Source organism: Pukyongiella litopenaei (assembly GCF_003008555.2).
GTDB lineage: Bacteria > Pseudomonadota > Alphaproteobacteria > Rhodobacterales > Rhodobacteraceae > Pukyongiella > Pukyongiella litopenaei.
Genome location: NZ_CP027665.1, coordinates 1,915,797 through 1,928,745, shown reverse-complemented (window position 1 = coordinate 1,928,745; position 12,949 = coordinate 1,915,797). Strand labels below are relative to the sequence as shown.

Annotated in this window: 17 protein-coding genes and 1 tRNA gene; 13 read left to right on the top strand and 5 right to left on the bottom strand. The window is 66.5% G+C overall.

Annotated features, from left to right (window positions below):
- The first annotated feature begins 21 nt into the window (after positions 1 to 21).
- The 9 genes from C6Y53_RS09660 (at position 22) to C6Y53_RS09625 (ending at position 5,039) form a co-directional block, all read left to right on the top strand.
- Complete coding sequence (locus tag C6Y53_RS09660) at positions 22 to 1,230, top strand: tyrosine-type recombinase/integrase (protein WP_106472247.1); 1,209 nt, start codon at positions 22 to 24, stop codon at positions 1,228 to 1,230.
- Complete coding sequence (locus tag C6Y53_RS09655) at positions 1,227 to 1,736, top strand: hypothetical protein (protein ID WP_149615505.1); 510 nt, start codon at positions 1,227 to 1,229, stop codon at positions 1,734 to 1,736. The genes C6Y53_RS09660 and C6Y53_RS09655 overlap by 4 nt, the downstream gene beginning before the upstream one ends.
- Complete coding sequence (locus C6Y53_RS21000; protein ID WP_211299505.1) at positions 1,733 to 1,885, top strand: hypothetical protein; 153 nt, start codon at positions 1,733 to 1,735, stop codon at positions 1,883 to 1,885. Before C6Y53_RS09655 ends, C6Y53_RS21000 begins: the two co-directional genes overlap by 4 nt.
- Before the next feature lie 126 nt (positions 1,886 to 2,011).
- Complete coding sequence (locus C6Y53_RS09650) at positions 2,012 to 2,230, top strand: helix-turn-helix transcriptional regulator (RefSeq protein WP_106472245.1); 219 nt, start codon at positions 2,012 to 2,014, stop codon at positions 2,228 to 2,230.
- Between the two features lie 141 nt (positions 2,231 to 2,371).
- Positions 2,372 to 3,130: an HNH endonuclease signature motif containing protein gene (locus C6Y53_RS09645; protein ID WP_106472244.1), complete on the top strand. Its 759-nt coding sequence runs from the start codon at positions 2,372 to 2,374 to the stop codon at positions 3,128 to 3,130.
- Positions 3,130 to 3,642: a helix-turn-helix domain-containing protein gene (locus tag C6Y53_RS09640; RefSeq protein WP_106472243.1), complete on the top strand. Its 513-nt coding sequence runs from the start codon at positions 3,130 to 3,132 to the stop codon at positions 3,640 to 3,642. The genes C6Y53_RS09645 and C6Y53_RS09640 overlap by 1 nt, the downstream gene beginning before the upstream one ends.
- Before the next feature lie 205 nt (positions 3,643 to 3,847).
- Positions 3,848 to 4,108 carry a hypothetical protein gene (locus tag C6Y53_RS09635; RefSeq protein WP_106472242.1) on the top strand — a complete coding sequence of 87 codons (261 nt, stop codon included), beginning with the start codon at positions 3,848 to 3,850 and terminating at the stop codon, positions 4,106 to 4,108.
- A 65-nt stretch (positions 4,109 to 4,173) separates the two neighbouring features.
- Positions 4,174 to 4,398 (top strand): hypothetical protein, encoded by a 225-nt coding sequence (locus tag C6Y53_RS09630; protein WP_106472241.1) that lies wholly within the window; start codon positions 4,174 to 4,176, stop codon positions 4,396 to 4,398.
- Positions 4,399 to 4,460: 62 nt separating this feature from the next.
- Positions 4,461 to 5,039, top strand: a complete 579-nt coding sequence (locus tag C6Y53_RS09625) for a hypothetical protein (RefSeq protein WP_211299504.1) — start codon at positions 4,461 to 4,463, stop codon at positions 5,037 to 5,039.
- 192 nt (positions 5,040 to 5,231) lie between these two features.
- Here the strand turns inward: C6Y53_RS09625 and C6Y53_RS09620 are convergent.
- The 5 genes from C6Y53_RS09620 to C6Y53_RS09600 all read right to left on the bottom strand — a co-directional run bounded on the left by C6Y53_RS09620 (position 5,232) and on the right by C6Y53_RS09600 (position 8,506).
- Positions 5,232 to 5,306 (bottom strand) — tRNA-Phe (locus C6Y53_RS09620).
- A gap of 107 nt (positions 5,307 to 5,413) precedes the next feature.
- Positions 5,414 to 6,199 (bottom strand): ABC transporter permease, encoded by a 786-nt coding sequence (locus C6Y53_RS09615; protein WP_106474032.1) that lies wholly within the window; start codon positions 6,197 to 6,199, stop codon positions 5,414 to 5,416.
- Complete coding sequence (locus tag C6Y53_RS09610) at positions 6,196 to 6,948, bottom strand: ABC transporter permease (RefSeq protein ID WP_106472239.1); 753 nt, start codon at positions 6,946 to 6,948, stop codon at positions 6,196 to 6,198. The genes C6Y53_RS09615 and C6Y53_RS09610 overlap by 4 nt, the downstream gene beginning before the upstream one ends.
- Before the next feature lie 9 nt (positions 6,949 to 6,957).
- Entirely contained in the window at positions 6,958 to 7,725 is a 768-nt protein-coding gene (locus C6Y53_RS09605) for a transporter substrate-binding domain-containing protein (protein WP_106472238.1), read from the bottom strand.
- Between the two features lie 40 nt (positions 7,726 to 7,765).
- Complete coding sequence (locus C6Y53_RS09600; protein WP_280178366.1) at positions 7,766 to 8,506, bottom strand: ABC transporter ATP-binding protein; 741 nt, start codon at positions 8,504 to 8,506, stop codon at positions 7,766 to 7,768.
- Positions 8,507 to 8,685: 179 nt separating this feature from the next.
- Between C6Y53_RS09600 and C6Y53_RS09595 the strand changes: the two genes are divergently transcribed.
- Genes C6Y53_RS09595 through C6Y53_RS09580 form a run of 4 tightly spaced genes read left to right on the top strand, consistent with a single transcriptional unit; the run spans position 8,686 to position 12,882 of the window.
- The gene (locus C6Y53_RS09595; protein ID WP_106472237.1) at positions 8,686 to 9,327 is read left to right on the top strand and encodes a TetR/AcrR family transcriptional regulator; all 642 of its coding nucleotides are present in this window, start codon (positions 8,686 to 8,688) and stop codon (positions 9,325 to 9,327) included.
- Positions 9,324 to 10,511, top strand: coding sequence for a pyridoxal phosphate-dependent aminotransferase (locus C6Y53_RS09590; protein WP_106472236.1), 1,188 nt, complete (start codon positions 9,324 to 9,326; stop codon positions 10,509 to 10,511). The genes C6Y53_RS09595 and C6Y53_RS09590 overlap by 4 nt, the downstream gene beginning before the upstream one ends.
- The gene (locus tag C6Y53_RS09585; protein WP_106472235.1) at positions 10,508 to 12,097 is read left to right on the top strand and encodes a 5-guanidino-2-oxopentanoate decarboxylase; all 1,590 of its coding nucleotides are present in this window, start codon (positions 10,508 to 10,510) and stop codon (positions 12,095 to 12,097) included. Before C6Y53_RS09590 ends, C6Y53_RS09585 begins: the two co-directional genes overlap by 4 nt.
- Positions 12,094 to 12,882: a dimethylarginine dimethylaminohydrolase family protein gene (locus tag C6Y53_RS09580; RefSeq protein ID WP_106472234.1), complete on the top strand. Its 789-nt coding sequence runs from the start codon at positions 12,094 to 12,096 to the stop codon at positions 12,880 to 12,882. Before C6Y53_RS09585 ends, C6Y53_RS09580 begins: the two co-directional genes overlap by 4 nt.
- Positions 12,883 to 12,949: the final 67 nt, after the last annotated feature.

Below are 12,949 nucleotides of genomic sequence, written 5' to 3'. Positions count from 1 at the left end.
TCAGACCCGGGAAACCTGAAGATGAAAACCGAACTGACCGCAGTTGCCCTGCGAAAGCTGCCCCGCCCCGAAAGCGGCCGGCTCGAGCTGACCGACACGATTTGCCGCGGGCTCAACTTCCGATACACCGCCAGGGGGGAACGCACCTGGTCGATCCGGCTCAAGGTGCATGGCCGTGACCGGCGCTTTGTTCTGGGCAACTACCCGGCCATGTCTCTGAGCGATGCCAGGAACGCCGCCGGCCACATGCGCGCGGAAGTCACAGCCGGCCGCGACCCGGTTGCCGAACGTCGAGAAGCACGACACGCGGCGCGCGTGGATCAGGCAACATCGGTTTCCGAGGTGCTGGGCCGCTATGCAGATCTTCACCTGGCGAAGCTGAAGGACGAAGCCCGGCGCCACAATGCGCTGAAGCGCGCCTTGAAGATCCATATGGCGCGCCCAATGGCGGAATTGTCCAAGGCCGATCTGCAAGCGCTGGTGGATGACAAAGCGCGAAAGACGCCGGTTGCGGCAAATCGCCTGTTGGCCGGCCTGTCGCATTTCGCGGGCTGGGCGCACCGGCGCGGCTACACCGAAACCAATATCGGCGAACGGCTGGAAAAGCCGCACCGGGAAACAGGCCGCGACCGGGTGCTGACACTCGAGGAGCTGGGCGCGATCTGGAACGCTGCTGAAAAGCTGGGGCCACTGTGGGGCGGCTATATCCGGCTCTTGATGCTGACCGCCCAGCGCCGGGGCGACGTGGCCGGGATGCGCTGGGAAGAGCTCGAGGGCGACCGCTGGACGTTGCCGGGCAATCGCACAAAGAACGGAAAGCCACATATCGTTCACCTGTCGGAACCGGCCGTCGCCGAGCTCGAATGCATCCGCGAAGATGCCGAAAGCGCCAGGGGGCTGATATTCACCACCACCGGCAAGACGCCGATTTCCGGTTTCGGCCGCTTCAAGGAACGGCTGGACAAGCTGTCGGGGGTCGCGGGCTGGACGCTGCACGACCTGCGCACCGCCTTTGCTTCGCATTGCGCGGAAGCCGGGCTTTCCGAAAGCGTGGTTGACCGGGTGCTGAACCACGTCGCCACCGGCTCGAGAGTATCGGCCGTGGCGCGCGTCTATCAGCGATCGGAGTTGCTGCCCCAACGCGCCCAGGCGCTGGATCGCTGGGCTACAATCCTGTTGCGCGCTGCCGGTGAACCTTTGGCCGGGCAGGTCGTGAGGTTGGGGGCGTGAGCGATCGGGAAGCGATTGACCGCGAAGCCGGGCGAGCAAGATTGCTCCAGATCGAAATCATAGAGCTGACCCGAGAGATTGCGGGCATCGGTGACGAGGATCTTGAGAAACGATTGCGCTACGTCCTTCAGGAATGCGCCTGGCTCTGCAGTGAGCGCTCGACATTGATTGACCTTGCTGGGTCAAAATGGCCTGCGGCATTCGATCTGGCGCGGCCGTTGATTGAGGGTGCGCACCGAAGCAAATCCAACCTGGCCGAGGGCCCCGAGATGCGTAGTGCCAAGGCGCGCGACTGGAACACCCGCGCGAACCGTCTAAGGGATGAAGCCAAGGCGAAGGGGCTCAACTGGAATGATATGCTGCGCCATGTTTCGGAGAAGCTGAACGACTGGGCCAGAGAAGATCCATCGAACCGGCGCGCGCCCAGTGAAGCGACGCTGCGACGAAGAGAAGGCTTCAGGAAAAGCGACTATTCCTATTCCGCAAACGGGAAGGGCGACCGATGATCGAAATTGCGCTCCTGGTTGGCTTGGCGATCTGGCTCTACTTCTCCCAAATCAACCGCAAGGCCGAAGTCGAAGAGCTGCAGCGCCGAATTGAAAGGCTCTCCAACCGACTTGATAGGGTGGAAAGCTCACATCGATTCCGTTCGTAGCCGCCAGACTGGACCAGTCTGGCGGTCAGACTGGACCAGTCTGGCGGCGCCGGCATTGAACAGAATTCGAGCCCATGCAATCCGAATGTGTATCGCAAAGAAGCGAAACCAGACACGGGGGCAAAGATGGAACAGGAAACCTATCCCGAACGGCTATTGCCGATGGACGATGTTGAAGCGATGACCGGCAAGAAGCGGGCAACGATCTACCGCGACATTGCCCTGGGCCGCTTTCCTGCGCCCGTGAAATCCGGGGGCTCGAGCCGTTGGCTGCTGTCAGAGCTGCTGGGCTATATCGGGGAACTGAAGGCGATGCGCGACGGGATGCGCGAACCAGCGCAATGACGCGACACCGTGTCCATTGACCGCCTGAACTGAAAGCGCCGCGCGGACCCGGGAAAGGATACGCACGGCGCTGCCATCCACCGAAACCGATGGAACCATCAATGCGAAGCTATCCGCTTTCGCAGTCGGAGGCAATTTGCCATGTCCGATCTGCAAACCTGCCTGTTCCCGGAACTTCCTTTGCCGGATGCGGTCGAGCTGCACCGGCGCCGGAATGCCAGAGCGCAACAGACCTATCGCGACAATCCGGCGAGCGCCCCGAAGATTGCGGCAAGGCTCCAAGTCGCCCAGGCCATCCAGCGTGGCGAGCTCGAGCGCGCGGACCTGTGTGGCGACTGTGGGATGCGGCGCCGAACCGAAGGGCACCATGTCAACTATGCGCGGCCGCTGGACGTGATCTGGCTATGTCGAACCTGCCACATGGCGCGGCATCGGAACTCAAGGTCGTTGGCTGGGCAGTTGGCATTGCCCCTCGAGGAAGCGCTTTCCATGCGTTCGGATGACGATCAAGGCCCGCGCGCCTGGGAACGCCTGACGATGACGGGCGAGTTGCTGGCCCTGTGCGAACGCGCGGGCTGGAACATGGCCGCAACACTGGAGGCCGCTGGAGCGAATGACTGCGCCTTGCCGGGGGCGCCCCACGATCTGGTGCGCACGGCCATCCTGGAGGCGCTGGGCGCCCGGCTGGGCAACATCGGGCACCACCACATACGCCCGGGTGCGTTTCTGTCTCCCAACGAACTGAGCGGCGCGCTGGGCGTCTCCGAAGCGATAGCCGATGCCCTGGTTCTGGCGCTGCTGGATCTGGGAGTGCTGGAATTCGGGCCACCACAGCGAATTGCGCCTTGGATCTGGTGGCGCGCTGTCGCGGCCATGCGCGGCGAACTGGAGCGGTGTTGATGGGCCGGCGGAAGGGAGCGGGTGGGTTTCAGCGCGTGGGCAAGGTGCCGGTTTCAGAGAAAACCGCGGATGCCGATGCGAAGCGGCGGGCGTCGCTGCACGAGCTTTCGGCCAGGCTGGACGCTGGAGAAATTCGGCGCGGCAATTCTGGCATGGCCGATCGGCCGCTATCCTATTCGGCTTGGCGATCTGCCGTGAAAGCCCGCCTGGCGGAAGAGCGTCAAGCTGGCCGGGGATTGCCGGGGGCCGCACCGAATTCCATTCTCACGGGGCTGTTGATGCATGTGAACGATGCGGGCGAAACCTCACCTGGCGTTGAAACCTTGGCGCTTCTGTCGGGTGTTTCTGAACGCACCGTGCGGCGCTGTCTTCGACATCTGGAAAATGCAGGCTGGATCGAACCTGCGACCCGCCGCTTCCGAGAGCGCGGCGCCATGATCCGCCGAATATGTTGGCCGTTGCCGAATTTGCCCGATCGGCCCAGGCGAAGCGGCCGGGCGCAACCTCCCTAACCGGACATCTGGCGTCCGGTTGGCTGCTGGACCTACCCGGACATCTGGCGTCCGGTTGGCTGCTGGACCTACCCGGACATCTGGTGTCCGGTTGGCCGTTGGACCTACCCGGACACTGGTGACCGCTACCCGGACACTGGTGACCGCTACCCGGACATCTGGTGTCCCCCGAAGGAAAGAAGGAAAGAAGGAAAGGAAAAGCACCATGAAAAGCGAAGAACCGAAACCAACCGGCCTGTCGGCAATTGTGCAGGATGCGGGCAACGAACTGGCAGGGGCGCTGCTGGCATCGAAGCGGCCTGCGTTGATGTTGGTGCTTGAACCGGATGACACGGTTTCCGGCATAGCGACTGAAAGCCTGGGTGACCTGACACCAGACAAGCGCCTTTCGTTCCTGTTTGCCGCATCCGATATGCTGCGCGACTGCGTGGAGGGCATACCACGCCAACCTGACCGCCTGTCCTGAGCATGAAGGCCCGAGACAGGGAAAGGGCGGCGGGAAAGCGGGCGCTTGCCCATGCTTTCGGAGAGATGCGCGGCGATGCGGGGAAGGTCCAGGCGGCGCGCGCATGGCTGACCGGGGTGTCCGAGGAATTCGGCTTCGCCTGCGCGATTGCCGGGGTGCGGCCGGACAAGGTGCGCCGCCTGGTCATGGCAGATGCGGGCGCCGGTGATCCCGAAGCCGTGGCGGCGCTGCTGGGCCGCCTGCGGGCGCTACGGGTGATGGGTGAAGACGTGACCGGGCCACTATCCTGAATTCTGCCCAAACCTGCGCTATGGTGCCGATGCAGGAGCGCAGGCAAGGAAGGGCGAAGATCATGGGCGCAACGGCGCAAGCGCTCGAGCTGCATCCGGGCGTGTCGCCGGTTGTTCTCGCCGGCCGGGATGCCTGGCGCCGTTTCTGCGCCGCCCATGAACTCGGGCTGGATCAACTTCTATGCGTCGGCCGGGCGCTGCTGGAGGGGCGCCGCGCCGCGATGCTGAAGGCCGGGGCGAACACTCCGACAGGCGCGCCCTACATCGCCGCCTTTCGGAGCTGGTGCGCGGAAGCCGGGTTTTCCGAGGTGCCGACAAACTGGCGCATGGATCTGACCTGGTGCGCCGAACATGAAACCGAAGTGCGCGCCGCATGGGGGGCCCACCTTGCCGCGCGCGCGAAGGGTCGGCCATCGCTGAACCCGCGAACCCTTCGCCAGAGCGTGACGAAGATCCGCAAGGAAGGCCCGCCCAGGAAGCGCAAGGCGCCCACGGTCGCGGCGATGCCGATCGAAACGCTTTGTGTCAGCCTGGGCCGGCGCCTGGCCGCCCTGGACCCTCATTGCGCCCTGGGCGAGATTGCCCGGCTTGCCTCTACGCTTGAAACGGCCACGATCAGCGCCCGGAAGAATTCACGGTAGCGCCAAGGAAGACCGCCGAAGCGCCGCGCAATCATAGGTAATAAAACACCCTTTTCTGATATCCGCGCGTTTCTCGATCCAGCTAGGATTGACCATTTCAAGCCCGTGCAAAAGGCGCCCCCAGCGCGCCCCCAGAACAAAACAAGAGTGTGCGATGGGCATCAAAATTTGGTCTAAGCCATTGAATTTAAATGGTGCCCGGGGGCGGAATCGAACCACCGACACGAGGATTTTCAATCCACTGCTCTACCCCTGAGCTACCCGGGCACGGGAAAGGCTTGGCCTTTGGGTTGGCGCGTTCTAGGCGTTGATCGGGGCCGTGTCCAGAGGCAAAATCACCACCGTTCCGGCCGGTGCCGGGCCGGCGGAGCCGGTCAGTGCCGATCCCGGCGTTGCGGCACCTGGTTCTCGAAATGGCGGAAGATCAGGGTGATGATCCCGGCGATGACCAGGTAGAACAGCGCCAGCAGCAGCAGCGGCTCGTAGACGATGAACGTGTCCTGTCGCACCCGCGATGAAACCGCGTATAGCTCCATCACCGTGATCGTCGCCACCAGCGGCGTGGCCTTCAGTTGCAGGATGGTTTCGCCGCCCAGCGTCGGCAGCACGTTGCGCACCGCCTGCGGCAGCCAGACCCGGCGGAAGATGGTGAAGCGCGGCATGCCGAAGGCCTGCGCCGCCTCGAGCTGGCCGCGCTGAACCCCGGCGAAGGCGCCCCGCATCACCTCGCCCTCATAGCCGGCATAGGACAGGGTCAGCGCCAGGACAGCGTAGGGCCAGGCCTGGCGCAGATAGGGCCAGAGCTCGGACGACCGGATCCACGGAAACTGCGGGAACAGCGAGCCGAGCCCATAATACAGCAGCCAGATCTGCAGCAGCAGCGGCGTGCCGCGGATCACGGTGCAGAAGACGCGCGCGGGCGCGGCCAGGTACCAGGGTCCGGCGGCCTGGGCCAGCCCCAGCGGGATCGCCAGCAGGAACCCCAGGACCGTGGTCACCACGAGGATCCAGACCGTGCGCCACAGCCCCTGCAGCGCCAGCGGCGCATAATGCGGGATCCAGTCCCAGCGCAGCGCCCAGGCGCACCATGCCACCAGCAGCACGAACAGGCCGATCAGCAGCAACCGGTGCGGCAGCAGGACGGGGCGCAGCCAGGTCATCGGCCCGCCCGCTTCAGTGTCGGCTGGCCGCGCCGCGCCCATTTCTCGACCCGGGCGAATACCACGCCGGAAAACAGTGTGACGATCAGGTAGAGCCCTCCCGCGGCAAGGAAAAAGGTGAAATAGGCCCGCGTGCTGCTCGCGGCCTGTTTGGTTTCCAGCGTGAGTTCGTTGAACCCGACGATGGCCAGCAGCGCGGTATCCTTGGTGGCGATCAGCCACAGGTTGGCCAGCCCCGGCGCGGCAAAGGCGGTCATGGCCGGGATCGTCACCCGGCGCATCAGCATAAGCGGCGGCATGCCAAAGGCGCGTGCCGCCTCGATCTGGCCGGGCGGGACGGCCTGGATCGCGCCGCGCAGCACCTCGGTCGAATAGGCGCCCTGCACGATGCCCAGCACCCAGATCCCGGCCGCGACGCCGTTGATCTCGACCCGGCCATAGCCCATCGCCGTCGCGAGCTGGTTGATGAGATCCGAGCCGACATAGTAGAGGATGAGGATCAGCACCAGTTCCGGCACCGCCCGGACCACGGTGGTGTACACGGCGAGCAGATCGCGCAGGATCGGCCCGCCATAGAGTTTCCCATAGGCGCCGAACAGGCCGATCACGAGACCGAACCCGAAAGCGCCAAAGGCGATCTGCAGTGAATTGGCCAGCCCGCGCAGCAGGTTGCTGCCCCAGCCCGGTGGGGACAGGGACAGCAGGGCCAGGCTTTCGCTCAGGCCGAACGCGTCAATGATCGCCTCCAAGGCCGCGTCTTAGTAGATGCTGGTCGTGAAATACTTGGCGGTGATCTTTTCGTGGGTGCCATCCGCGAGGATCGCCGCGATACCGGCATTGATCTTCTCGCGCAGGGCATCGTCACCCTTGCGGATACCCGCCCCGACACCACGGCCGAGGATCGCCGGATCGTCGGCCACCGCGCCCTTGATTTCACAGCAGGCCCCCGAGTCGGAGCCAACGAAATCCGCCATCGCGATACTGTCCGCCTGGGTGGCGTCGATACGGCCCGCAAACAGGTCCTGGTTCGCCTCGTCCTGGGTCTGGTAGATGCGGATCTCGGCGGCGTCGGCAAAGTATTTCTGCGCATAGGCCGCGTGGATGGTCGAGGCCTGGACACCCAGCACCTTGCCGGCCAGGCTTTCGGGCGTGGGCGCGATATCCATCGACTTGTCGGCAACGACCACCGCCGGCGTGTTGTAATAGGGATCCGAGAAATCGATCGTCTTCAGACGTTCCTCGGTGATCGACATCGACGCCATGATCGCGTCGATCTGCTGGCCGGTCAGCGACGGGATGATCCCGTCCCAGGCCACCGGGGTGATGACGCAATCCAGTTCGGCGGCGGCGCAGACCGCGTTGATCACCTCGACTTCCCAGCCGACCCAGTTGCCCGAGGAATCGAGCGAGGCAAAGGGCGGATACGGCTCGGCGGCGATGCCGATCTTGACCTCGTCGGCCGCCACGGCCCCGGCGCCCAGCGTTGCGGCGGCGATCCCTGCCGCGATGATTGTCCTGAGTTTCATGTATTTGCTCCCTGTTGGTTTGGTTGTCATTGGTTTGATTTCAGGTGACCGAGGCCAGAAACTGCCGCAACCGCGCCGATTGCGGATTTCCGAATACCTCGGCCGGCGGTCCCTGTTCCTCGATCCGGCCCTCGTAGAGATAGACGACGTGGTCGGCCACCTCGCGGGCGAATTTCATTTCATGCGTGACCAGCAGCATGGTGCGCCCCTCGCCCGCCAGGTCGCGGATCACGGTCAGCACCTCGCCCACCAGTTCGGGATCGAGCGCCGAGGTCGGTTCGTCGAACAGCATCACCGCCGGATCCACCGCGAGCGCGCGCGCGATCGCCGCGCGCTGCTGCTGCCCGCCCGACAGGAACGCCGGAAAGGTGTCGGCCCTGTCGCCCAGTCCCACCCGCGCCAGCAGTTCATGGGCGCGGGCAATGGCCTTGTCCCGCGGCACTTTCAGCACATGCACCGGCACCTCGATCACATTTTCCAGCAAGGTCCGGTGGGTCCACAGGTTGAAGGCCTGGAACACCATGCCCAGCCGGGTGCGGATCCGTTCGATCTGGCGGCGGTTGGCCGGGGTGCCGTCGGCCCGCATCGCGATTTCCTCGCCACCGACGATGATCCGGCCCGATGTCGGCGTCTCGAGGAAATTGATGCAGCGCAGGAAGGTGGATTTTCCCGATCCGCTGCCGCCGATGATCGCAACCACGTCACCCTTGTGCGCGGTCAGCGAAACGCCCTTGAGAACCTCCATCTTGCCAAAGGTCTTGTGCAGATCCTCGACCCGGATCGCCTCGTCCGGGTGTGCCGCAACGGGATCGGGCGCACCGGCGGTTCTGGCGGTTCTGGCAGTCCGGGCGGTCGGCGGCAAAATCTGTCCTCGTTCGCTTTTTCGGCTTGTAGTAAGGCCCAGTGGAAGCAATTATGCAAGCGTATAATATCAATCGCCCAGCCGAGCCTTGCCGCGCCATGCATGACCGCCGAAAATTCACGCGCGAACCCGCCAGCCAGCGGCGCGATGACCTGATCCGCGCCACGCTGGCGCTGATCGGCGAACAGGGGCTGCAAGCGGCCACGGTGCGGGCGATCGCCGACCGCGCCGATGTCACCCAGGGGCTGATCCGGCATTATTTCTCGACCAAGGAAGACCTGCTGGCGGCCGCCTACGACCATCACATGCGCGACCTGACCGACCGGACCAGCGCCGCCGCCGTCGAGGCGCCGACCGCCGCCGGGCGGCTGGCGGAATTTGTCGCCGCCGGCCTGCACCCGCCGGTCGCGGACGGTCACGCGGTGGCCCTGTGGGCGGGATTCCTGAACATGGTGCGCCACGATGCCCGGATGAGGGCGACGCATGAACGCACCTATCGCGATTTCCGCGACCGGCTCGAGACGCTGATCGGCGCGGCGCTGGCCGAGGCGGGCCGGTCGCCGTCGCGGGACGACCTGCGGCGCATGGCCATTGCCAGCAATGCGGTGATAGACGGGCTGTGGCTCGAAGGCGGCGCGCTGCCCGAGGCATTCCCCCATGACGATCTGCCCGAGATCGGCCTGCACTCGGTCGGCGCGATCATCGGACTGAACCTGAAGGAAGAAAGGAACGCGGCATGAGATTCGCGACGATCACCGACCGGCTGGCCGGTCTGGGCGCCGACAAGTGGGCGGTGCATCTGCGCGCCCGCGCGCTGGCCGCGCAGGGGCGCGAGATCATCGAACTGACCATCGGCGAACCCGATGTGCCGACACCGCCCGAACTGGTGGAAACCGCGGCCGCCGCGATGAGGGCGGGGCGCACGGGATATTCCGACGGGCGCGGGGAACCGGGCCTACGCCGGGCGCTGGCCGACCGCTACACGGCGCGGATCGGCAAGACTGTCACGTCCGACCAGGTGATGTGCTTTCCCGGCACCCAGACATCGCTGTTCGCGGTGCTGACGGGCGTGGCCGAGACCGGCGACGAGGTCCTGGTGGGCGACCCGATGTATGCGACCTACGAAGGCGTGATCCGCGCAGGCGGCGCAACCATGGTGCCGGTGCCGCTGCGCCCGGAAAACGGGTTCCGCATGGCCGTCGCCGACCTGGCCGAGCGGATCACGCCGCGCACGCGGGCGATCCTGCTGACCACACCGCACAACCCGACCGGCGCGGTCCTGACCGCCGCCGACCTGGATGCGATCGGCGAACTGGCCCGCGCCCACGACCTGTGGGTGATCTCGGACGAGGTCTATGACGAACTGGTGTTCGACGGGGTCGATCATGCCTCGGCCCTGTCGCGCCCGGCGCTGGACGGGCGGGCGGTCGTGGTGTCGTCGATCTCGAAATCACACGGCGCGCCGGGGTTCCGCTCCGGCTGGTGCGTCGGGCCCGAGGCATTCACCGCAAAGCTCCTGCCCCTGTCGGAAACCATGCTGTTCGGCAACCAGCCCTTTATCGCCGACATGACCGAACGCGCGGTGCGTGACGGATCGCCGGTGGCGCCGGGGATGCGGTCGCGGTTCGCCGCCCGCGCGGCGCGGCTGGCGGACCGGCTGGGTGGAACCGGGCTGCGCGTGCACCGGCCTCAGGCGGGCATGTTCGCGATGATCGATATCTCTGCGACCGGGCTGAACAGCCATGACTACGCCTTGGACCTGCTCGAGCGGCAGGGCGTGGGCGTCATGCCCGGCAGTTCCTTCGGCAGCACGCTGACCGGCTGGGTGCGGGTGGCGCTGACGGTCGATGACCCGGCGCTGGACGAGGCCTGCACCCGAATCGCCGCGCATGCGGCCACGCTGATCGCGGACCCGGTGGCGTGACGACGGTCGGCGAGGCGCTGGTCGCGCGGCTCGAGGCGCACGGGGTCGATTGCGTCTTTGGCATCCCCGGCGTGCATACGGTCGAGCTCTATCGCGGGCTGGCGGCATCGGGCATCCGCCACATTACTCCGCGCCACGAACAGGGCGCGGGGTTCATGGCCGATGGCTATGCCCGCGTCTCGGGCCGGCCGGGCGTTGTTTTCGTGATCACCGGGCCGGGGCTGACCAACACGCTGACGCCGATCGGGCAGGCCCGCGCCGACAGCGTGCCGATGCTGGTCATCTCGGGCGTGAACCGCCGGCAGAGCCTCGGCCGGGGGATGGGCCACCTGCATGAACTGCCCGATCAGAGGGCGGTTGCCGCTGCGGTGGCGCTGTCTTCGGACCGGGTCGAGCGGCCCGGCGATCTGGCTCCGGCGCTGGATGCGGCGATGACGCGGACGACCGCCGCGCGCCCCGGCCCGGCCCATGTCGAGGTGCCGCTGGATGTGGCCGGCCTGCCCGGCCCGGACCTGCCCGCGCTGCCCGCGTCGCCGCCGCCACCGGCCCCCGATCCGGCAGCTATCGCCCGCGCGGCCGAGCGGCTCGCCGCGGCGCGGCGCCCGGTCATCCTCGCCGGCGGCGGGGCCAGGGGGGCCGCGCTGATCCGGCTCGCGGAAACGCTGGATGCGCCGGTGGTGCAGACCGTGAACGCACGCGGGCTGATGCATGCCCATCCGCTGGGCGTGCCCGCCAGCCCGAGCCTGAACGCCGTGCGCGCGCTGATCTGCGATGCCGATCTGGTGCTGGCCATCGGAACCGAACTGGGGCCCACCGATTACGACATGTATGACACCGGCAGCATGGGCGATGCCAGTCCGATGATCCGCATCGACATCTGCGCCGACCAGCTGGCCCGGCACGATACGGCGCTGGCGATCTGCGCCGATGCCGGGGCGGCTGTCGAGGCCCTGCTCGACCGGTTGCCCCCCCGTGAGGCGGGCGACGGGGCGGCCCGCGCGGATCGCGCCCGGACCGCGGCATGGGAAGAAATCGGCCCCGCCATGCGGGCGCTGACACGTGCGGTCGAGGCAATGCGCGACGCGGTGCCGGGGTCGATCATCGTGGGCGATTCAACCCAGCCAGTCTATGCGGGTAACCTGTTTTTCGATCACGACCGGCCGGGCGGCTGGTTCAATGCCGCCACCGGTTTCGGCGCGCTGGGCTATGGCATTCCGGCGGCAATCGGCGCCGCGCTGGCCGCGCCCGATACGCCGGTGCTGTGCCTGACCGGCGATGGCGGCGCCCAGTTCACCCTGCCCGAACTGATGACGGCGGTGGACGAATCCCTGCCCATCACCTTCATCGTCTGGAACAACCGGGGCTACGGCGAGATCGAAAACGCGATGGATGCGGCGGGCGTCACCGTGGTCGGCTGCAACCCGAGCCCCCCGGATTTCGCGCATCTGGCCGCCGCCTGCGGCCTGCCCTTTCATCGCTGCTCCACCGACCCCGGTGCCATTGCCGATACGCTGCGGGCCGCGCGCGCGCAGCCCGGCCCGTCGCTGCTGGAAATCAACGTCGCCAACCCGAAAGACACAACATGACCCATCCGAGCTGCACCTTTACCCGCGCCATCACCCGGCGCCCGGCCCCGTCCATCGTCGACGGGCTGCGCGCCGAGGACATCGGCACGCCCGATCTGGACCGGATGCTGGCCGATCACGCCGATTATGTCGCGGCGCTGAAATCGACCGGGGCCGAGGTGATCGAACTGCCCCCGCTCGACGCCTTTCCCGACGCGCAATTCGTCGAGGACACGGCGTTGTGCCTGCCGCAGGGGGCGGTTCTGATGCGGCCCGGCGCGCCGTCCCGGCTGGGCGAGGTCGCGGAAATGGAACCGACGCTGGCCGCCTGTCATGGCGACCTGCGCCGGATCGAAGGCCCCGGCTTTGTCGAAGGCGGCGATATCCTGGTGACCGGGCGCGAGATCCTGGTGGGCCGGTCGGCGCGGACCGATGCGGCGGGCGTGGCCGAACTGGCCGCCATCGCCTCGGACTGGGGGCACAGCCTGCGCGAGGTCCAGACCCCGGAGGGCGTTCTGCACTTCAAGACCGACTGCTCATTGCTGGAACCCGAAACCATTCTCGCGACCCGTCGGCTCGCCGCGTCGGGCTGCTTTGACGGCTACAAGGTGCTGCATGTCGCCGAGGGCGAGGAGGCCGCCGCGAACCTGATCCGGTTCAACGACCTGGTGATCATGCCGGCGGGTTTCCCGCGCACCGCCGAGATGCTCGAACGCGAAGGGTTCACGGTGACGCGGATCGGCAATTCCGAATGCGCCAAGCTCGATGGCGGCATGTCCTGCCTGTCGCTGCGGTTCTGGGGCTGATTTGCGGGGCTGAAGTCCGGGGCTGATCCCGCCCGCAACGATGCACCGACGGAAAAGGGCGGCGGAA

Coding starts and splice junctions, on each gene's coding strand:
- C6Y53_RS09635 (WP_106472242.1), top strand. CDS start 3,848: ATGAAAAGCGAAGAACCGAAACCAACCGGCCTGTCGGCAATTGTGCAG.
- C6Y53_RS09605 (WP_106472238.1), bottom strand. CDS start 7,725: ATGAAACTCAGGACAATCATCGCGGCAGGGATCGCCGCCGCAACGCTG.
- C6Y53_RS09595 (WP_106472237.1), top strand. CDS start 8,686: ATGCATGACCGCCGAAAATTCACGCGCGAACCCGCCAGCCAGCGGCGC.
- C6Y53_RS09590 (WP_106472236.1), top strand. CDS start 9,324: ATGAGATTCGCGACGATCACCGACCGGCTGGCCGGTCTGGGCGCCGAC.
- C6Y53_RS09640 (WP_106472243.1), top strand. CDS start 3,130: ATGGGCCGGCGGAAGGGAGCGGGTGGGTTTCAGCGCGTGGGCAAGGTG.
- C6Y53_RS09660 (WP_106472247.1), top strand. CDS start 22: ATGAAAACCGAACTGACCGCAGTTGCCCTGCGAAAGCTGCCCCGCCCC.
- C6Y53_RS09630 (WP_106472241.1), top strand. CDS start 4,174: ATGCGCGGCGATGCGGGGAAGGTCCAGGCGGCGCGCGCATGGCTGACC.
- C6Y53_RS09615 (WP_106474032.1), bottom strand. CDS start 6,199: ATGACCTGGCTGCGCCCCGTCCTGCTGCCGCACCGGTTGCTGCTGATC.
- C6Y53_RS21000 (WP_211299505.1), top strand. CDS start 1,733: ATGATCGAAATTGCGCTCCTGGTTGGCTTGGCGATCTGGCTCTACTTC.
- C6Y53_RS09650 (WP_106472245.1), top strand. CDS start 2,012: ATGGAACAGGAAACCTATCCCGAACGGCTATTGCCGATGGACGATGTT.
- C6Y53_RS09625 (WP_211299504.1), top strand. CDS start 4,461: ATGGGCGCAACGGCGCAAGCGCTCGAGCTGCATCCGGGCGTGTCGCCG.
- C6Y53_RS09580 (WP_106472234.1), top strand. CDS start 12,094: ATGACCCATCCGAGCTGCACCTTTACCCGCGCCATCACCCGGCGCCCG.
- C6Y53_RS09645 (WP_106472244.1), top strand. CDS start 2,372: ATGTCCGATCTGCAAACCTGCCTGTTCCCGGAACTTCCTTTGCCGGAT.